This window comes from Bacteroidia bacterium (assembly GCA_020852255.1).
Classification (GTDB): domain Bacteria; phylum Bacteroidota; class Bacteroidia; order JADZBD01; family JADZBD01; genus JADZBD01.
Map to the genome: position 1 here is coordinate 39,538 of JADZBD010000002.1, position 20,200 is coordinate 59,737.

Here is a 20,200-nt window from a genome sequence, read left to right on the forward strand (position 1 = left end):
GAGTGTCACGCTCATCAATGACAGCACCTCCGTCCGGCAGGGAATTTCTCAGTTATACCAGATGTAGGGTTTTCCTATAGAATCAAAGAATACCGAACATGCTTTATCGGATCCCAATTGAATCCGGCCGATCTTCTCAATCATAATATCGTGCAGACTCCCTTCCTTCTCATACACCACCCAGTAGTCATGAATTTCTTTTATGACCGCCCGCCTTATTTCACTGCCGTCCGTTTCAATGATGGTACATATTCCCAGCTGCCATAAGGGCCACTTCTTCTGTGAATTCCTGATGGCGATTGAGTCTGTTTGCACATGACTGGTCTTGCTCACCCTTTTAGGGGCGGCTGACAGATTGCTTTTTGTGATCGGTATCACGAGCATTACCGCCACAAGGAGGATTAAATATACGATCGCGTTCATAGGAATGGTTTATAGAATGATTCAGCGGATTACTGCATTGAAGGATCAATATTGGATTTTCTGTTTTTTCGCAATATTGAATCCAAAAGAAAATCCAACTATACTTCCTTCCTTACGCGGACTCACATATACGTTTACCGGAATATTCAGGTAACCGGAACGGATGGTTTTACCCACTGCCACAATGAGCCCGGTGGATACCTGATAATCACCTCTGCTGTCGAGACGGTTGATCACGGTATAGGGGTTTTGTATTGGAGCAATAATGCCGGTACTATCGGTTCCGGCGAGAGCGGAATAATCCTGCTCGAGATACCAGAGTCCGGGCTCTCCGAAATAACCTTTTTCATCATAGAACCCTTTTGCTTTCTGAACCACACGAAAAGAAGGTCCGATGGCGAATTCCCATCCGGATTTAGCATCACGGAATCCGTTCAGCAAAGTAAGCGAGGGAATCATTTTTCCATTCTCCAGTCCGCCTATCATCCATACGGTTTCAATAAGCCCCTGGAAATTTCCTGCACTCATATACTGAAACTCCTGCTGCCATCCGAACTGCGACGAAACGGGGAACATATCGAAGCCGCCGGTAGTAATAGATTCGGTCATCCGGGATCCATTATCTCCAAATGTGTAAGAAGCACCCATGCGCGGACCATTCAGACGAAGGCTGGTTTTAGGGCTGGTTACCGGCTGCTCATAATCAACCAAAAGGTTCACGATATTCTGATCTGGTGTTAGACCTAAGAGGCGTTTAACAGAGATCTCAATCATTTTCTGCATCTCCGGCTGGAGATTCAGGTATTCGGTTGCGTTGGTTTTTTCCACCCCTTCCGTGGCTATATCAATTACACGCAGCGTAATCACAATTTTCTCTGCGAACCGCTCCACTGATCCGGTGATCACCTTATCTGCTTTGAGCGCCTTTCCTGCACCTACCAGGCAGGTCTTACCCATACAGGTTTTAGGATCAATATTGTTTCTGCTCAGGATATCGTTCATGTCATACTTATCCATTGTTGCATAGATACCCGTTTTCTCTACCTCCAGTCGCACCATATACGAAAGCGCGGTGCCGTCGTGGATTACACCCTTCGCATCAATACCAAGAATGGCAGCGATGGGTTTTCCGGAGGCTTGAGCGTTGGCCAGCCCTCCGAAGAAAATGGAAGCGGCGATGAGCGCTCCGGAGATGATCTGTCTGATTGTTTTCATTGTTTTAGTTGTTGGTTTGATTGTTTTTTTGGTTGAAATCACACCACAAACTTATCCCTGAACTGTGGGAGATAAAAACGGATTACCGCGTGATGCGAACCGGCAGTTGCAAAAAATGCAAATGGGGAGTTGGGTGGGAAGGCGCTCCGTCCGTTTATTGCAAAATTTGCAACAAAGGATTCGGATGTAGAAAAAAGCAGGGAATCCTGAATGGGCAAACAAGAATTCCACCAAAGAAAATTGCATAAAAAAACCCTGCTTTCATTCAGAAAGCAGGGTTTTCAGTTCATTGAAGTTCCTTATTTAGGCTCCCAGGTAATGGTTTCCTCGTAAGTAGAACTTTGTCCGGAAGAATTCACGGAAGTTACCTTATAGTACCATACCATCTTTTTGCTTCTCAGTTCGAGCAGATCCACGGCACGGTCAACGTAATTTCCAGTCCAGGTAGATGTACCCCCAGCATTCGTGCTGGAAGTTTCGTAGGTAGTAAGCTGGGACTTTCTCTTCAGCTCACCGATGCCGGAAGTGAAGTTCCACATACCTTTTCCTGATTCAGAGTTTCCGTCTTCGACAGAACTGTAGGTGTAGGTACCGTCTTTATCAAAGGCGTATTCCCATGAAATCGTTCCGCTCATGTTACCGAAGGGGCTGGTCACGGTATAGGTACTTCCATTCGAAGTAACGGTAGTTGTACCGCTTGCATCAGTATCGGTAGCCTTGTAATCAGTCATTTTCCATTCACCAACCACGCGGGCCTTTCTGGAGCGCAGTGAAAGGAAGGGATCATTCTCACCCTTTTTTGTACAGCTATTGAACGTTACCGCAGAAGCAATAGCGAGCATAACCAGGAAAAAATTCTTTTTCATTTAATAAGGTTTTAAGTGTTAGCGCCGCAAAGGTACTACAAGGGCTGTTTATAGAAAAATGATGCTGGTCTTATTTATTCACTGTTCAAAAAAAAACTCTCTGAGAAGTTTTCAGTCTCAAAGAGTTATCTGCAGTGTAAGCGGACCGGACGGGACTCGAACCCGCGACCTCCGCCGTGACAGGGCGGCATTCTAACCAGCTGAACTACCGGTCCGTTATTCCCGTAAAGGGATGCAAAAATAGGAAAAATTCAATAGCCTGAATTTCAGGGAAGAGGCATTCTGCCTCCCTAATTTTCAGGAAATGTTGAAAAGTTGTTATAAATTAGCAGAAGGATACTACGCATTAGATCGTAACTAATTCATTTACATGAATTTAAGATTTTACCTGATTTTCACAATTCCCCTGAGCCTGCTCCTTCTGTCATCCTGCCGGGAGGAGATATGCCTCTGCGAAAAACGCGGAAAAAGGGAATATAAAAAGGTTGAGATCAAATATAAGCGCAATCGTAACGGAGGGTATAAAAGAAAATCCTACCGCAAGTTGAGTGTTCGCTATAATGAAAAAGCCCCGGTCAGAAAATAACCAGGGCTCTTTCTTTTACAATCATTCTCATTATTGCTTCAGGAACTTGCGCGTAACCGATCCGTAGGTTGTATTGAACTCTACACTGTAAAGACCGCTGCTAAATTCCACGGTACTGATTTCGATCTGTGTTGTTCCTTTGTTGAGTTGGTAGGATCCGAGAATATTTCCCAGCACATCACGAACGATCACCGTTCCATCAATCTGCAATCCGGTGATACTTACATTGATTGAAGCACCGGCCGGATTGGGATAGGCATGCAGGGAGATTTGACTCATGATCTCATCCACTCCCTGAGCACAGGGATTGAAATAGCGTATGATCACTATGCCATTTCCGTTCCGCTGACCTTGAGTGGTGCCAGCATTGCTCAGTGTTCCGGTGAAAGATGATCCACCGCCACCGCCGCCCCCGGGAGTAGTGTCTGAACCCTGTCCTCCTGATCCTCCTCCATAATATCCGCCGCCGCCGCCGCCGCCGCCGCCAGAACCATTGTGGAAGGATGTTGAACCCGCTCCGCCATCGCCAAGAACTCCGGGGTTACCAATAGTCCAGCTGCTTCTCAGGCATGCTGTACTACCAGCGTAGGCACCTGCAGCTCCTCCGGCAGTCGGGGTTCCTGCCTGGCCTAAAGCTCCGCCTCCTCCACCGCAGTTACAGGGCGTTCCAACTCCGTCTGTTCCGATACCACCTGTTGTACCTCCGCCGGCACCTCCATTTCCACCCGGACCTGAAGTCTGACAGGCCGGCCAAACACCATTATGTCCGGCACCGCCGCCACCGCCTGCAACAATCACACGGTCCGGTAATGCCACGCCGTTGATGCGTACATCCGAAGCACCGCCGCCACAACCTGCTGAATCGCCCTGAGGGGGCATGCTGAATGCATTATTGCCATTGAGACCGGCGCGGCCTCCACCATTATATCCGTTCTGCCCGCCTACACGTACATAAACTACATCGCCGGGATTCACTGTTTTATCTCCGAAGGCATAGCCACCGAGTCCGCCCGTGCCGCCGATCAGTGCGTTCTGACCTTGTGCACCCCAGGCGCTTATATATAAAGTGTCCACACAGGCCGGCACAGTAAACTGCTCCGGAGATCCTGTGAAATAAAAGGTGTCAACCACCATCACTTGCCCGCGGGAGAACATCATCCCCATCACAAATGCAAGAACCAGTAAAGATCGCTTCATGTTTTTTAAAGTTTAAAGTTTCCGTAAAGGTACCAGTAAAAACAGGATGAAAAAAAAAGGGTCCCGAAATTTTCGGGACCCGGCTGTTAATAACTACTGCGTTCAAATCTTTGTCAGCTTCAGGTATTGATAGGTCTCTCCTTTCCTGATACGCAGGTAATAGATTCCGGAGGATTCGCTTGAAAGATCCAGCACTTCTTTCACATTACCGCTCACTGTTCCTAAATCATGGGAAAGAATCACCCTTCCGGTTATATCCACCAACTCCCATGAAAGCTTTTCGTCTGAAAGTCCCTGAATGATCATCTCAAACACCCCCTGGCCGGGATTGGGGAACAGGATAACATCATCAGCAAAAATGGGAGAATTAACGCTGCTGGTCAGATTGGAAATGCTTACGGCATCCAGTGCCATATCCGAGGCGAAGTTGGCACCTGTGGTTCCCCTCCAGCGAATGTTGATCACCTGTCCGATGTACGCATTCAGGTTTACATAGGCTACATTCCACTGATTACCTAACTGTCCGCTGGCGGTAAAGGCTCCGTTATTCCACATATTGTTTCCGAACACATCTACCGTGAGCGTACCCATATCTGCTCCGTACATGTGATATGCGAAGGTGAGCCAGGGGTTCGTGGCATTCGTAAGGTCTATGCAGGGTGATAACAGATAGGCGGTCTGACTGAAACAGGCCGAGGCCTCCGTGTAAAGATAATTGCCGGTAGCTGTACCCGGATTATAATCTGTTGCAGGGCCGGTGCCAGAAGAAGGTGTGTCGTTTTCATCCGTCCTCCAATCCATATTGTCAATCAATGAGCTGCTTTCATTGATAAATCCGTTCATCAGATTACAAACAGTTGTTCCGCAGTCAGACGCGGTTCCGCACAAGGTGAATGTCTCAAAATTTTCATTGAACGGAATGCTCTGCGTGGTGCCGTTCGCCACCACCACCGTACTATAGGCTGTATCATTGAGAATATTGCCGTCGGACGGATAGGTTGCCCACGCGGCAATGTTATAGTTACCCGGTGTTCCGAGATTGGCGGTTGTTACAAAAGAAAAATTCATGGACGCGAACGATGCGATGGTCCCATTCGCAGTTTCATTCACCGCCGGTCCATTATTGATACTATAATGAACAGGGACGTTCGTAAGTGGAGAGGTGCCGGGATTATAAATGGTGATATTCACCACCGTGGTGCCCGGATTCTGGCATGTGGGAAGTGTACCGTTGGGTGAATTGATCATATTAACAGACGCATCAACCGCAATAGGACAGTTGAAGGTTCCGGGGGTCTTTTCAATAGCCCAGGCCCTTCGTCCTACCGCATTCTGAGGTCCCCGCGCTCTTACACTGAACCAATGGGTCTGATTGGCCGGCACATTCGTGAGCACTTTGTTTGTGGTGGTGCTTGTTCCCACACTGTCCATATACATGGTTCCCAACTTAAATACATCGTAGGAAGTTGCACCTGTAACCGGATTCCAGGTAAGCATTACACTATCCGGACAAGCCCATGAAACCTGAATGTTTGTGGGTACATTAATGATCGAGAAATTGGCATCACTCAGGTCACTGGCTGAATTGCGCGTTACCCGCACCTTACATTCTCCGCTCAGCGCGGATGGTACTACCCAGTTGAAGTATCGCTGAGCTGCCGGAACAGAATTGTTAATGGTATTCCAGGTGTTTCCGTTATCTGTTGTGTATTCTACATTAAAGGTACCTGTGTTACCAAAAGCATCCCAGCGGACAGTTTCTGTTTCGCCGGGCACAAATCCTTCGCCTCCTATAGGGTAAGTAACCACCGGAGCGTCTGTTTCAAAAAACCAGGTTACATAATAAGTCTGGGGGCCCTGCGGTACCACCGCTCCGTTCACACGAAGTGAGTAGGTACCGGCCGCCGGATTATCCAATGTGATTTGCTCATGATTGTTGCGTATGTCTGTTCCCCGTACCGCCAATGCATTCAGGTTTGTTGCATTAGGAGTATAATCCAACACCCACGGATTCCATACCGCGCTGGAGGGATCGGTGAGGCTGGTGTTAAGATTATTTACCAGCGCTACGCTGGCATTAACTGCGGCCTGGTAATCGTGCCAATAAACCATAACCTTAATCTGCCGTACGTTCGACGGAACAGTAATGGTATGTGTGTTGGTGTTGCCCTGAGAAACCGAGCCGCTTACATAATAGTTACTTTCCAGCGTCTGGGCTGCCTTAAGACCATTGATTCGTCCGTAACCGAATTTATAATCCGGTCCTGCGTTTCCCAGATCATCGGCAGTGTTCATCACGATGGCTTTAATAAGTCCGCTGGGAGGATTCTGATTTCCGTTTAATGTTTTATAAGCATGATAGAGTTCTGCGAATGTTCCCGAAACTGCCGGACAACTCATCGAGGTTCCTGTCTTCAATCCGTAGCCATTCGCCGGAGGATTGATTGTTGAATTCACATTCGTTCCTTGTGCACATACCTCGGGCTTCATGCGCCCGTCGTGAACCGGACCGCGCGAGGAGGAACTTGCGAGCTGATCTATGTAATCAAGATTCCCCACCGCGATGCTGTTCTTGCTGTGTTTATGTCCGCCCGTGACATTGCCCCAGCCTGCACCCGCACCGTACCCGCAGTCTGCCGTACCATTGTTACCGGCAGAAAAAACATGGATCAGGTTGGGCATAGTATAAATTTGCTGATCCAGCTGCTGGGCGAGCGTTGTGTAACCGGCATTACAACCATCCGAATAAGAGGTGGATGTAATCACAATGCCGTAGGAATTATAATGAATATTGATACTATCGAATCCCTGGTAATTCGGTGCCGCCTCATAAACATATAACTGCGCTCCCCATCCCATTCCGCGAGTCAGAGGGTCGCGGTTTCCGCCGCCCATGATGATTCCGGCACAATGGTCGCCGTGATCGCCGTTATTAAATGTGATAAACTGCGCGTTGAGTCGTCCTGTATAATCTACATGCGGACCAATCACCCCGTCGTCCTGCAGACATACACGCACATTGGAACCATTGTACTTTCGTCCGCCGGAATAGTCGGTTGCCAGATAATTGTCGCGGTGAAGTGTACGACCTACATTGTTATCCGGCACGGGAAGATCATCCTTAAGCTCTGCTGCACAAACAAAGGGCATTCCCACAAACGAGGTAATTTCACCTTTATCCAACCACACTGTAATCCGGTTGGAGAAAAAATTCTGATAGGTTACTTCCATCTTCGCGTTCTGAAGCCAGGTCATCACGGCCGCATGTGTGAGATCGGAATAGTAGGTAAACGTTACTCCTATTTTTCCGTTTGCTCCCACCGCGAATCCGGGAAACTGACCCGTTCGTACTCCGGCAGCCAGTTCCTCCAGCATCTTATATTCGGGCAAAACCTGGTACAGTCCCCGCACACCACAACTCCGGAGCACCTGCAGATCGGCATCTTTACGGATCGCCGCCATAAATGTATAGTTGGGAAGATAGAGCAGCAGGCTGATCCCGGATGCTTTCAGCTTTTCCCGTGTGGCATTGTCAGGGATATCCTGAAATTGAATGTACCGGTAATAATTCCCTCCGAAAATTTCATCTCCGGCCGGCGCCATATATAAAGCCATTTCGAGATTGGGCGCCGTACGTACCGTGCCACTGGATAAAAGAAGATCATACTTAGCCTCCGACGCAAAAGTAAATGCGCAGAGAAGCATCATCAGCGAAGAAAAAGAAGTTTTCAGCTTCATATGGTGTAGGGTTAGTCTTGTTTGAAGTGGAAAGGTAAAAATAAAAAGGGGCGAATAAAAGCCCCTTCTTTCAACAAGCCTAAATCAATTTAACTATTTGTCTTTGAGCTCATTAAATACAACAGCTGCTTTGAATTTTTTTGCCTTCTTTCCTTTGCGGATAATTTTTACCGACAGGATCTGGTCTCCCTGAGCAATGGTATTCACCACATCCTGTCCCTCCACAACGTGTCCGAACACGGTATGCTTCCCGTCGAGCCAGGGCGTAGCTACATGGGTGATAAAGAACTGAGAGCCATTGGTGGCTGGCCCGGCATTGGCCATGGAAAGTATACCGGGGCCGGTATGTTTCAGGTCCGGATGAATTTCGTCCTTGAATTTATAACCCGGGCCGCCGGTTCCATTACCCGACGGATCTCCTCCCTGGATCATAAAATTAGCAATGACGCGATGGAATTTAAGCCCGTCATAATAAGGAATTCCATCGCCCTTGGCGGTGTTTTTGATTTTTCCTTCCGCCAGTCCCACGAAATTTGCCACTGTAACCGGTGTTTTCTCGAACTCGAGCCAGAGCAGGATGGTTCCCTTGCTGGTGATCATTTCGGCATAGAGTCCGGGTTCAAGTTTCTTCTTCTTTTCCTTTAAGGAGAAAGAATATCCTGCTGTAAGAACAAGCAGGAGCAGGGCGATACGGATGACTCGTTTCATAATTACTTGGTTTTCCTCAAAATTACAGCTTTCCCTTTTGCTAACTTTGCCTTTTCGTACACATGTCTGTTTATGACGCATATGAACCGGTCATCGGCCTGGAGGTGCACATTCAGCTCCTGACCCGGACCAAGGCTTATTCTGCTGATGCCAACGATTTCGGGGCCTTGCCAAATTCCAATGTAAGCCCCGTTTCACTCGGTCTTCCGGGAACGCTGCCGGTGGTGAACCGGCGCCAGGTGGAATTTGCCGTAAAGCTCGGTCTGGCGGTGGGATCTGACATTACACTATTCAACCATTTTGCCCGGAAGAACTATTTCTACGCTGACCTTCCGAAGGGCTACCAGATTACGCAGGACAAAACACCCATCTGCACAGGAGGCAAGATCACCCTCCGAAGGGAAGACGGAACTGAAAAGCACATACGCATCCACCGGATACATATGGAAGAAGATGCCGGAAAATCCATTCATGATCAGGACCCAACCGACACACTCATTGACCTGAACCGGGCAGGTGTTCCGTTGCTTGAGATGGTGAGCGAAGCCGATCTGCGCAGCAGCGAGGAAGCCTATGCCTATTTAACAGAAGTGCGTAAACTGGTCCGGTACCTGGATATCTGCGATGGCAACATGGAAGAAGGCTCCATGCGTTGTGACGCAAACATCTCCGTCCGGAAAAAGGGTACAGAAGCATTCGGCAGGAAAGTAGAAGTGAAGAATATGAATTCCATCCGGAATGTGCAGCGTGCAATCGAATACGAAGTAACGCGCCAGATAGATCTTCTGGAGAAGGGCGGAACCATCGTGCAGGAAACGCGGAGCTTTGATGCCGCTGACGGAACTACTTTTTCACTGAGAACGAAAGAAGACGCCAATGACTACCGATATTTTCCCGAGCCAGACCTTCAACCGGTGGTCATTACTCCGGAGCTTATAGAAAAGATACGGTCTGAACTCCCTCCCCTGCCTCATGAATTATTTTTAAAATATACCGGCGCGTTCGGACTCTCTTCTTACGACGCCGGAGTATTGACGGATCAGAAAGGAATTGCATTGTTTTTTGAAGATCTGCTCCGTTTTACCCCACACACAAAACAAGCAGCCAACTGGATTATGGGCCCGGTAAAATCCTGGATGAACGAAACAACACTCGAGATTAACAACTTTCCCATAGCTCCCGAAAAACTTGCATCTCTGATCGGACTGGTGGAAAAGGGAACCATTAGTCATTCAGCAGCAACACAAAAACTGTTTCCCGCCCTGCTCAAACAACCGGCTAAAAATCCTGACGCTCTCGCCGTGGAGCTGAACCTGATCCAGCAGAGTGATCAGCTCGAGTTGCGGTCGATCGCAGAACAGGCGATCGCCAAGTATCCGGAAAAAGTGCAGGAATATAAGAGTGGGAAAACCGGCCTGGTGGGATTGTTCATGGGTGAACTGATGAAATTAAGCAAGGGCAAGGCAGATCCCAAACTTGCCAATAAAATCCTAACTGAATTACTGAACTCAAAATGAAAACAACCTCACTTCTCTCCCTGCCCGTTTCTCTCTTGTTGCTCTCCTGCGGGTCTTCGGAAAACAATGTTCCGGATGCATACACCATGGTCAGCGGAGGCCTCACCAACCGCGGTTCGGATTCTATCTTTCTTTTTGATGTCAACTCTCAGCAGGCCGTAAAAGTTGCAGCTTCGTTTGTAGATCAGGATGGGAAATTTTCCATGGGTATTAATGTAACCGAGCCCGGATTTTACCGGCTGGGGTCCGATGAGCGTAACTTTGCTATGCTGGTGATCAGTCCGGGTGAAAAGATTTCCGTCACCGGTGACGCTCAAAATCTCGGATATACCTACACCATAGAGGGATCTCCCGAATCCGGTTTGTTCAGGGAGATCAACGGATATTCCATGGAACTCTCCAAAAGGAAATCAGCGATTGCCACTAAAAAAGACTCCATTATCCAGACCTACCAATACCTCGTTGGAAAGAACAATAACCAGAAATACATTGATTCACTGGATAAAGCCATGGAGCCTGAATTCAACCGGCTCGATTCTGCGCTGACACCCCTGATCGCTGAAGGAATTGACAAAGCCAAATCTTTTATTGAATCTCACCCTGCCTCCTTCGCCAACCTTGTTGCCATCGGTTTGCTGAATCAGGAGTCTGATTTTCCGGAGTTTTTAAAAGTGTATGATCAGCTGAAGGCCAAATATCCTGACAATAAAAACCTCTCCGGTTTTTACACATGGATCGAAAGCAAGAAAAAGCTGGCGGTGGGATCGGAGGCTCCGGATTTCACACTGGCCGATCCGGATGGCAATCCTATCCTTCTCTCTCAGTTCCGTGGTAAAGTAACACTGGTGGACTTCTGGGCCAGCTGGTGCGGTCCGTGCCGCAAGGAAAATCCAAATGTGGTGAAAGTGTATCAGAAATATAAAGACAAAGGGTTCGAGATATTCGGCGTATCGCTGGACGACAATAAAGAGAAGTGGCTTGCCGCCATCGCTGCAGACGGGCTCGCCTGGAAGCACGGCAGTGAACTCCGCGGATGGAATTCCGCCGTTTGCCAGATGTACAATGTGCAGTCCATTCCCTTTACGCTGCTGCTGGACAAAGAAGGAAAAATCATTGCCTCTAATCTGAGGGGAGAAGCTCTTGAACAAATGATCGCGAAAACGCTGAATCCATGAAAAAAAATATTCTGTTTCTGCTGCTGATTCTGACCTTTTCCCTTCGCTCCCAGAAATCCTATTTTCAGCAGGAGGTAAATTATACGATCCAGGTTAAACTGGATGATGTGAACCATGAGCTGGACGGGAACATTTCCATTGTTTACACCAATAATTCTCCCGATAAACTGAATTTCATCTGGATGCACTTGTGGCCGAATGCCTACAAGAACAATCAGACGGCCCTCGGAAAGCAATTGCTTGAAAACGGCAGTACGCGTTTTCAGAGTGCGCGCGATGATGAAAGAGGATGTATAGATAAACTTCAGTTCAAAGTGAACGGACAGGATGTGGAAGTGGTTCAGCATCCGGACTGGATCGATGTCTGCCAGATTTTCCTGACCCGGCCGATGGAACCCGGAGAAAAAATTATCATCACCACCCCCTTTCATGTGAAAATTCCGATCGGTGTTTTTTCCCGAATGGGGCATATCGGGCAGCAATACCAGATCACACAATGGTATCCAAAGCCGGCCGTGTACGATAAACATGGATGGCATCCGATGCCTTATCTTGACCAGGGAGAATTTTATTCCGAGTACGGAAGTTTTGATGTCTCCATCACCCTGCCTGAAAATTATGTCATCAAAGCCACCGGCGATCTCGTGGACGGTGAAAAAGAGTACGAGTGGTGGAGAAAAAAGGATGAGGAAACCCGCAAGAAAAATTTTGAAGAAAACACCACACTGCCGAACGGAAAAGAGACTCCACTATATAACGATGAGTTCCCGGAATCGTCAGCTAATTTTAAAACACTCCGGTTCCGGCAGCAGAATGTGCACGATTTTGCCTGGTTCGCTGATAAGCGGTACAATATGCTGCGCGGAGAGGTGGAATTGCCACACAGTAAGAGAAAAGTGGAAACCTGGCTGATCTTCACCAACGGCGAATCAAAACTTTGGAAAGATGCCGTACCGTACATCAACGATGCCATCTATTACTATTCACTGTGGAACGGCGATTACCCTTACGCCCACGCTACCGCCGTTGATGGAGCGCTAAGCGCGGGCGGAGGAATGGAATATCCCAACATTACGGTCATCGGTCAGATGAGTAATCCATTTTTACTGGAAACGGTGATCATGCACGAGGTGGGACACAACTGGTTTTACGGAATTCTCGGATCAAACGAACGACAGCATCCCTGGATGGATGAAGGCATCAACTCATTCAACGAGAACAGGTATATTGAAACAAAATATCCAAAAGCCGGCATTTTGGGAGAATCGGATCCTGCATGGTATACACGTCTGGTGGACCTTGACAATGTGCTTCATAAAGAGCAGTACTATTACAGCTACCTGATCGGCTGCAAGGTGCGAAAAGATCAGCCCATAGAAGAACAGTCGGCAAAATATACTCCTTTCAATTACGGGGGCATCGTATATTCCAAAACCGCTATCATGTTCGATTATCTGATGGCCTGGCTGGGAGAACAAACCATGGACAAAGCCATGCAACTCTATTTTGACACCTGGAAGTTTAAACATCCTTACCCGGAAGATCTCCGTTTCGTCATGGAAAAAGTTTCCGGAAAAGATCTCGGCTGGTTCTTCGATGAAATCATCGGTACCACGCGACGGATTGATTTTAAGATTACAGGCGTTGAAGAACGTGACGGCAAGTACACCGTTACGGTTAAAAATACAGGGGAAATAACTGCGCCTGTTAACCTCTATGCATTCCTTTCGGCAGATTCAACCGGCACGTCTCTGGGATGGTCGGAACCACTTGCGCCGGGAAAATCATTCTCCTTCACCACCGATGCAAAAGAAGTGCGTTATTTCAGGATTGATCCCCGGCTCGACATTCCGGAGTACAACCGGAATAATAACATTATGCGCAGCCGGGGAATTCTGAAAAAAACAGAACCCCTGCAATTTAAATTCATCGGCAGCCTGGATTCCCCTGAGCGTACGTCTCTTTATTGGGTTCCTGCCGGCGGATGGAATTATTACGATGGGGCCTTCGCCGGCCTGGTCATGTACAATAACCTTATTCCGCAAAAACACTTCGAATTTACCGTAGCGCCGATGTTCGGCCTCTACAGCCGGAAACCCATCGGGATCGCCGATGCTTCCCTGCATTTTCATCCCCAATCGCTCTTCAGTGACATCACCTTCTCGGGTCGCGTGAAAAAATTCTCCTATCACGATTTCCCTTCCAGCCGGGAATTCATGGCTTTTCGACACAGCGCTCACTTCGTTTTCCGAAACAAAAATCCCAGAGATAATAAATCTCATTCTGTTACATTAAGTGATCACCGGATCTTCGCGGAAAATTTTGCCGTGCGCATGGAGGGAGCGGGTGTAACATTCGATCCCGTTACGGATGAAACTGTTGTTCAGCAGTTCACCTACCAGCTTCGTGTTCCGCATGCGATTCACGGCTGGAACACAGGAGTGATCGCTGAATATTCCAAAGATCATATGAAACTGATGTGGAAAGGAAATTTCCAGTATCATTTCGTCCGCCTGAAACGCAGCGCCGAACTCCGCCTTTCCGGGGGAATGTTTTTGCAGGACAACGGTGCCGCCGCCGATAAATATTCCTTCCGCCTGAACAATGCCACCGGCGCCCAGGATTATCTCTATGAAGATGCCTTCCTCGCACGCAATATGACCGACGGTCTTCTCTCCCGGCAAATCGGACCGGAGAACAGTAACTTTACCTATGATTCGCCCGTGGGCGTTAATAAAAAATGGATGGCGTCGGCGCATCTGCGAATTGGTATACCGCGTGTGCCCCTGCTGAAACTGTACGGCAGCTTCGCTTTCATTCCTGAAGACAGTGCCGCTTATCAACCGACACAGTTCGAGGCCGGCGTATTCCTCGGAATCCTCAACGAAACCATTACGGTTTACATTCCTCTGGTATTTTCGGAAGACCTCGCGAATGATATAGCTCTTTACGGATGGAAACGATGGGAGCTGATCCGCTTTTCCCTCGACCTGAACCGCGTGAATCCCCTGAACATGATCCGCAATCTTGACCTCTGATAAAAAAATATACTTCGCCTCCGATTTCCACCTCGGGGTACCCGACCGCACCTCCAGCCTGGAACGGGAAAAAAAGATCGTCCGCTGGCTGGAAGAAATACGAAAAGATGCGGCTGAACTTTATCTCATGGGGGATGTATTCGACTTCTGGTTCGAGTACGGAAGCGCGGTGCCCAACGGGTACGTGCGGCTGCTGGGAAAACTCGCGGAACTTTCAGACGCGGGAGTGAAAATCCACTGGTTCACCGGAAACCACGACATGTGGATCTTCCGGTATATCCCTTCGGAAATCGGTTGTACCATATACAGGAAACCGGTACAAAGAGAACTAAATGGTAAAAAGTTCTTTCTCGGCCATGGGGATGGTCTCGGACCGGGAGATCAGGGATATAAATTCATAAAGAAAGTGTTCGCCAGCAAGGTATGTCAATGGCTCTTCGCCCGCCTGCACCCGAATTGCGGACTCCGGCTTGGAAATTATTTGTCGCGGCGAAGCCGCATATCCACCGCCGGAGCAGATGAGAAATACCTTGGCGACGAAAAGGAGTTTCTTGTTCGTTTCTGCAAAGACACCTTGCAGCGGGAACATTTTGACTACTTCATTTTCGGACACCGTCACCTGCCTCTCGACAAGGAAATTGGAGCTACCTCCAGGTACATCAACCTGGGTGAATGGGTGAATTACTCAACCTACGCTGTTTTTGACGGAGAACGATGCGAACTGAAGAAATTCGACAAGTAGTTGGAATTCAACGTGCTTTTCAATAGGAATCCTTATTAATTCATAGGAAATCCACCCCGGTTTACCCTCCCTGCAGACCTGTTGGTCGAATTTTCCCCTTAATCGTTGCAGGTACCGGGCGCTGAACCTATCTTGTAGCCTGAAAATGAACCCTTTCCATAAGAATACTGCCGTAAGCAACCCACAGGGTACTATTCATGTCTATCCTTTGAGTCACAATATGTTGTAACAGACACCTATTCATCTTCTATGAAAAAATCAGTACTGATTTTCATTCCGGCTCTTTTGTTCAGTCTCGCAGTTTCCGCCCAAAGCGTGGCCAACTACACTGCGGTTCGCACAACAGGAATCACTTACAGTTCTATTGCAGCATTCGGAACCATCGTACCTTCCTGGCGCGGGCAGTTTGTTAACCAGAACGATGATAACAGAAGTAATCCTGTTGCTCTCGGATTTGACTTCTGGTATTGCGGAACACGATACACCCATTGCAATATCTCCATCAATGGATTTATTGATTTCTCGAGTACCCCATATAACGGCAATGCGCCTGTGAGTGGTGACCCGAATACCACCGGTTCCTGTCTGTGCGGGGGATTTTATTCTTACCGTGAGCAGGGCTCTACCCTTTGGCAATCTCCAACTTGTGGAACAGGAAGCCCTCCCACCTCCTATGAAGGTACTTATTGGGCATTGGCAGCCATGTACTGCGATTTGTGGCCGGCCAACGGAAACCAGGCGCTGGCATACAGCATCCGCTATGCCACCACCGGAGCAGCGCCCTACCGTTGCTTCACTGTAGAATATGCCAATATGGATGATTGGTCCAGCCCTCTGCTTTCAGATTATAATTTTCAGATTAAAGTGTACGAAACCACCGGCGTAATTGAATATGTATATGGTACCATGACGCCCGCAGTTGGTTCTCCTACCCCTTATTCCTGTGGGATCAACCAGAGGATATTTACCAATCCTCCCGCTGCATCCGAGTTACTGGCGCAGCAAGGAACCAATTCCAATACTTTTAATAACACGATTCCTGCATTAAGTACCGCTGTTCCCACCCCGAACAGTCAGATCACCTTTACCCCCGTTTGTCCCCTGAACCCCGGATCGGTACTTACATTTTCCGCCATTGGAAATACCACCATGACCCTGAACTGGACAGACTGGGCAGCTAATGAAATCGGTTATGCAATCTATTATTCCACCGATGGTGTAAATTATTACTTTATGTCACAAACCGCGGCAAACGCCACTTCTTACGTTGCCACGAACCTCACCTCCCCTACCTATTGGTGGAAAGTGTACGCTGTTACAGAAGGCTGCATCAGCACACCCATCACCGGAACACAAGCCACCGTGGCCGGAGGTGTTTTCTTCACCGTTGCTTCCGGAAACTGGACTAATCCTGCCATCTGGAATGCCATGGCCGTACCCACAACAGGAGATAACGCAACTATCTCAAACGGTCATACGGTAACCATTGACGCCAACAACCAGGGCTGTTTTGATCTTACTGTTAACACAGGTGGCGCAGCCTCTCTGCTGATCCTGGGAAATGCTGCCTCCAATTACACTTTTAATATTCTCGGAAACTTAACGGTGAACACCAATGGTACCTTCCGTCCGAATAATACCGTGAACGCCACGCATACCATCAACCTCACGGGCAATATTGTGAATAACGGAAGCATTACCATGCGGCCGGTTGCCAACCGCATAGCGAATTTTGTTTTCAGCAGAAACGGGAACCAGACCATCAGTGGCACGGCGGGGGCCGGACTTAACGATTACAACCTTATCACTCTCAATATGGGAGCCTCTGTAAGTAACACTTGTGAAGTCACATCTTCAAACTTCTCAGCACCCTCCAACTTCCTGGCACTAAGCAACGGAACCTTTAAATATTCCGTTCCTGTAAACGTACAGAACATTGACATTTTTACATCCATCGCTACAATTCCTTACACCGCCGGTCTTTGGATGAATGCACCTAATTCTACCATGTACGCACATTCCACGCTGAACTTCCAGGGAGCTATTACCTGCAGCGCGGGAATTTTACACGTGGGAGATGCGGCGGATGAGATGCTGCAATCCGATGGAGCGCTGCTAACCGTTTCAGGGGGCATAGTTACAGTTGCTGGCCGGCTTGATCGCCCCAGTTACGTTGCCGTTACCCACGTTTCTGTTACAGGGGGAGAGTTGGTACTGGCCCGCTTCAGTTCAACATCTACTACCAAGCATCCATTCCATGTGGATGTGATCGGGTCTTCCTTAAATTGGACAGGAGGCATTATTAGGTTAACAAGGGAGGGCGGTACAGGAGCCCAAGACCTAGGATATAAAAATTCAGGTTGTCTTCTCAATTATAATATCACAGGGGGGATTTTACGAATTGGAGATGGTGCATCTCCCGCCGGTCAAACTATGGAGATCAATTCAAATATTCCCATATTTAACCTTTTAGTTAACAGTACCAACAGCCCAACTGCCAAAATTGACACCTTTAACCTGGTTGTTAAAGGGAACATTACAATCAACACCGGAGGAACGCTCAACACCAACAACAAGGATATTTATGTAGCCGGGAACTGGACGAACGATGGCACCTTCCAGCAGCAATTACGGCGTGTGTTTTTCAATGGAACCTCTGCAACAACACAGAGCCTGGGCGGTACAACCGTTACCACTTTCCATGACCTGCATATCAATAACACCGGAACCGGAGGAGTAACGCTGAATGTTTCACCTACGGTTCAGGATAGTCTGGCAATGACAAACGGCAAGCTGCTTCTGAATGGCCAAACAATAAATGTAACCAGCGACAACCTGAGTTCCATCACCCGCACCAACGGATGGATTGTGTCGGAGAATACAGGAAACCTCAGTAAAGTGGCATGGACCATCAACGGAATACTGGGAAGCCGCACGATTCCTTATGGTACCACGGGAGGTGTGTATATACCCTTTACCTTTAACATGACGGCCGGAAGCGGCGGAATTCTCACCACCTCCACCTATGGCACTCCCGCCACTAACCTGCCCTGGCCCACTGCTCCCACCGCCGTTCTTAACCTGAACAGCACCACCGGCCTCCTGCCCGATAACCGCGACGCCACCGTGAACCGCTTTTGGCAGATTGACCACACCGGAGTTACTCCCACAGCTACCCTTACATTCAGCTACGACCCTGCAACTGAGTTACCCATTGCTCCTTACAACCTGCCCGCCGATCAGCGCGCGCAGCGGTACGAGTCCTCCACCAACAAGTGGCAGCCTGCACTGGGCGGACAAACTACAACAGCCAACTCCGTAACGGTTCCCGGCGTAACCACTTTTTCACCCTGGGCGCTGGCCAGTAACCTTTCGCCGCTGCCCATCGAGCTCACACACTTTAACGCTACCTGCGTAAACGGCGCCATGCTCATTGAATGGGTAACGGGCTCCGAGACCAACAACGACTTCTACACCCTGGAACGTACTTCCGACGGGGTGAACTTCGAAATTGTAGCCATTATTGACGGAGCCGGAACTACTTCCCAGATGTCGTTCTATCATTTCACCGACGAAACTCCGCTTCCGGGCATCTCTTACTATCGTCTGAAACAAACCGACGAGAACCAGACTGAAACGTGGTCTGACCTGATTGCCGCCAACTGCGAAAGCAGCGGGGACCTCGGCATCACGGTACTGCCCAACCCTTCTACAGGTACCAACCTGGTTATCCAGGTACGCACCGAATCCGAAACTCCTGTTATTGTTTCCATCGTTAATAATCTCGGACAGAAGATCCTTTCCGAACAGGTGGTAACGGATAAAAACGGAGTGGTGTTCCTGAATGTAGAACTCCCGGAGGAAACCAGTGCCGGTGTTTATTTGGTGAACGCGGTATCCGCCACGCACCAGTACAGTTCCAAACTGGTTATCCGGAAATAGAAGGAATCAGATGGCCGCTTTAGCGATGAGCTCCACCAGGCGGTGCGAGTAACCGGCCTCGTTGTCGTACCAGCCTATCACCTTCACCAGGTTACCAACCACGGAAGTAAACTCTGCATCGAAGATCACCGAGTGCGGGTTGCCGATAATATCCACCGAAACAATAGGATCTTCCGTATACTGCATGATTCCCTTCAGGTAACCTTCCGCTGCCGATTTGAATGCCGCGTTGATTTCCGCCCGCTGCACAGGCTTAGTGAGCACGCAGGTAATATCGGTGAGCGACCCGTTGGGGACGGGCACACGCATTCCGCAGCCCCCTAATTTACCCTCCAGGTGGGGGAAAATCCTGGTAATGGCTTTGGCAGCCCCTGTACTTGTAGGAATAATGCTCATTGCTGCCGCCCTTGCCCTGCGCAGGTCCTTGTGGGGGGCATCGTGCAGGCGCTGATCTCCGGTGTAGGAATGAACCGTAGTGATGTATCCATCCTCCACGCCCCACTGCTTATCAAGCACATGAATCATGGGTGCGGCACAATTGGTGGTACAGGAAGCGTTGGAGAGAATAGTATCTCCGGAGAAGAAGGTATTATCATTTACTCCCAGCACAAGTGTTTTAACCGTATTATCCTTCGCCGGGGCCGACAGGATCACCTTTTTTGCTCCCGCTTGCAAATGGCCGGATGCTCCGGGTGTATCAAGAAATTTACCAGTGCTCTCCAAAACAAGATCAGCTCCTAAAGCCTTCCATGGAATGCCGGAAGGATCCTTCACTGCCGTTACGGGAATCTTCTGTCCGTTCACGAGTAACGCGTCCTTTTCGCAGGAAATCTCCCCCTCCGTAATTCCGTGTACAGAATCATATTTGTAGAGATGTGCCAGCGTGCCGGCATCGGTAAGGTCATTGATGCCTGCGATCCGGAAACGGGGATCTTTCATCATGATCTTCATGGCCATGCGGCCTATACGGCCGAAGCCGTTTATCCCGACAGAGATCTTCTTCATTTCACAAAGGTATATAAATAAAAAGGCCTCCGCTTTTGGGCGGAGGCC

Annotated in this window: 13 protein-coding genes and 1 tRNA gene; 6 read left to right on the top strand and 8 right to left on the bottom strand. The window is 48.8% G+C overall.

What is annotated here, in order from left to right; genetic code table 11:
- Positions 1-48 precede the first annotated feature (48 nt).
- The 4 genes from IT233_00945 to IT233_00960 form a co-directional block, all read right to left on the bottom strand.
- Positions 49-423: a hypothetical protein gene (locus IT233_00945; GenBank protein MCC7301185.1), complete on the bottom strand. Its 375-nt coding sequence runs from the start codon at positions 421-423 to the stop codon at positions 49-51.
- 45 nt (positions 424-468) lie between these two features.
- The gene (locus tag IT233_00950; protein ID MCC7301186.1) at positions 469-1,638 is read right to left on the bottom strand and encodes a hypothetical protein; all 1,170 of its coding nucleotides are present in this window, start codon (positions 1,636-1,638) and stop codon (positions 469-471) included.
- Between the two features lie 299 nt (positions 1,639-1,937).
- Positions 1,938-2,504, bottom strand: coding sequence for a DUF5004 domain-containing protein (locus tag IT233_00955; protein MCC7301187.1), 567 nt, complete (start codon positions 2,502-2,504; stop codon positions 1,938-1,940).
- 141 nt (positions 2,505-2,645) lie between these two features.
- Positions 2,646-2,719: transfer RNA gene (locus IT233_00960), tRNA-Asp, on the bottom strand.
- A gap of 155 nt (positions 2,720-2,874) precedes the next feature.
- On the opposite strand from IT233_00960, the gene IT233_00965 reads away from it, so the two are divergent.
- Positions 2,875-3,090: a hypothetical protein gene (locus tag IT233_00965; GenBank protein ID MCC7301188.1), complete on the top strand. Its 216-nt coding sequence runs from the start codon at positions 2,875-2,877 to the stop codon at positions 3,088-3,090.
- Positions 3,091-3,120: 30 nt separating this feature from the next.
- On the opposite strand, the gene IT233_00970 is transcribed toward IT233_00965, so the two are convergent.
- The 3 genes from IT233_00970 to IT233_00980 all read right to left on the bottom strand — a co-directional run bounded on the left by IT233_00970 (position 3,121) and on the right by IT233_00980 (position 8,733).
- On the bottom strand, positions 3,121-4,287 hold the full coding sequence (locus IT233_00970; GenBank protein ID MCC7301189.1) for a T9SS type A sorting domain-containing protein: 1,167 nt from the start codon (positions 4,285-4,287) through the stop codon (positions 3,121-3,123).
- Positions 4,288-4,389: 102 nt separating this feature from the next.
- Positions 4,390-8,025 carry a S8 family serine peptidase gene (locus IT233_00975; protein ID MCC7301190.1) on the bottom strand — a complete coding sequence of 1,212 codons (3,636 nt, stop codon included), beginning with the start codon at positions 8,023-8,025 and terminating at the stop codon, positions 4,390-4,392.
- 93 nt (positions 8,026-8,118) lie between these two features.
- Positions 8,119-8,733, bottom strand: a complete 615-nt coding sequence (locus IT233_00980) for a peptidylprolyl isomerase (GenBank protein ID MCC7301191.1) — start codon at positions 8,731-8,733, stop codon at positions 8,119-8,121.
- Between the two features lie 62 nt (positions 8,734-8,795).
- Between IT233_00980 and gatB the strand changes: the two genes are divergently transcribed.
- From gatB to IT233_01005, 5 genes are all read left to right on the top strand, one after another.
- Positions 8,796-10,250, top strand: a complete 1,455-nt coding sequence (gene gatB, locus IT233_00985; GenBank protein MCC7301192.1) for an Asp-tRNA(Asn)/Glu-tRNA(Gln) amidotransferase subunit GatB — start codon at positions 8,796-8,798, stop codon at positions 10,248-10,250.
- Positions 10,247-11,425 (top strand): AhpC/TSA family protein, encoded by a 1,179-nt coding sequence (locus tag IT233_00990; protein ID MCC7301193.1) that lies wholly within the window; start codon positions 10,247-10,249, stop codon positions 11,423-11,425. Before gatB ends, IT233_00990 begins: the two co-directional genes overlap by 4 nt.
- Entirely contained in the window at positions 11,422-14,463 is a 3,042-nt protein-coding gene (locus IT233_00995) for a hypothetical protein (protein ID MCC7301194.1), read from the top strand. The genes IT233_00990 and IT233_00995 overlap by 4 nt, the downstream gene beginning before the upstream one ends.
- Positions 14,453-15,205 carry a UDP-2,3-diacylglucosamine diphosphatase gene (locus IT233_01000; protein ID MCC7301195.1) on the top strand — a complete coding sequence of 251 codons (753 nt, stop codon included), beginning with the start codon at positions 14,453-14,455 and terminating at the stop codon, positions 15,203-15,205. The genes IT233_00995 and IT233_01000 overlap by 11 nt, the downstream gene beginning before the upstream one ends.
- 249 nt (positions 15,206-15,454) lie before the next feature.
- The gene (locus tag IT233_01005) at positions 15,455-19,147 is read left to right on the top strand and encodes a T9SS type A sorting domain-containing protein (GenBank protein MCC7301196.1); all 3,693 of its coding nucleotides are present in this window, start codon (positions 15,455-15,457) and stop codon (positions 19,145-19,147) included.
- A 6-nt stretch (positions 19,148-19,153) separates the two neighbouring features.
- Here IT233_01005 and gap read toward each other — a convergent pair whose 3' ends face one another.
- Positions 19,154-20,152, bottom strand: a complete 999-nt coding sequence (gene gap / locus IT233_01010) for a type I glyceraldehyde-3-phosphate dehydrogenase (GenBank protein MCC7301197.1) — start codon at positions 20,150-20,152, stop codon at positions 19,154-19,156.
- Positions 20,153-20,200: the final 48 nt, after the last annotated feature.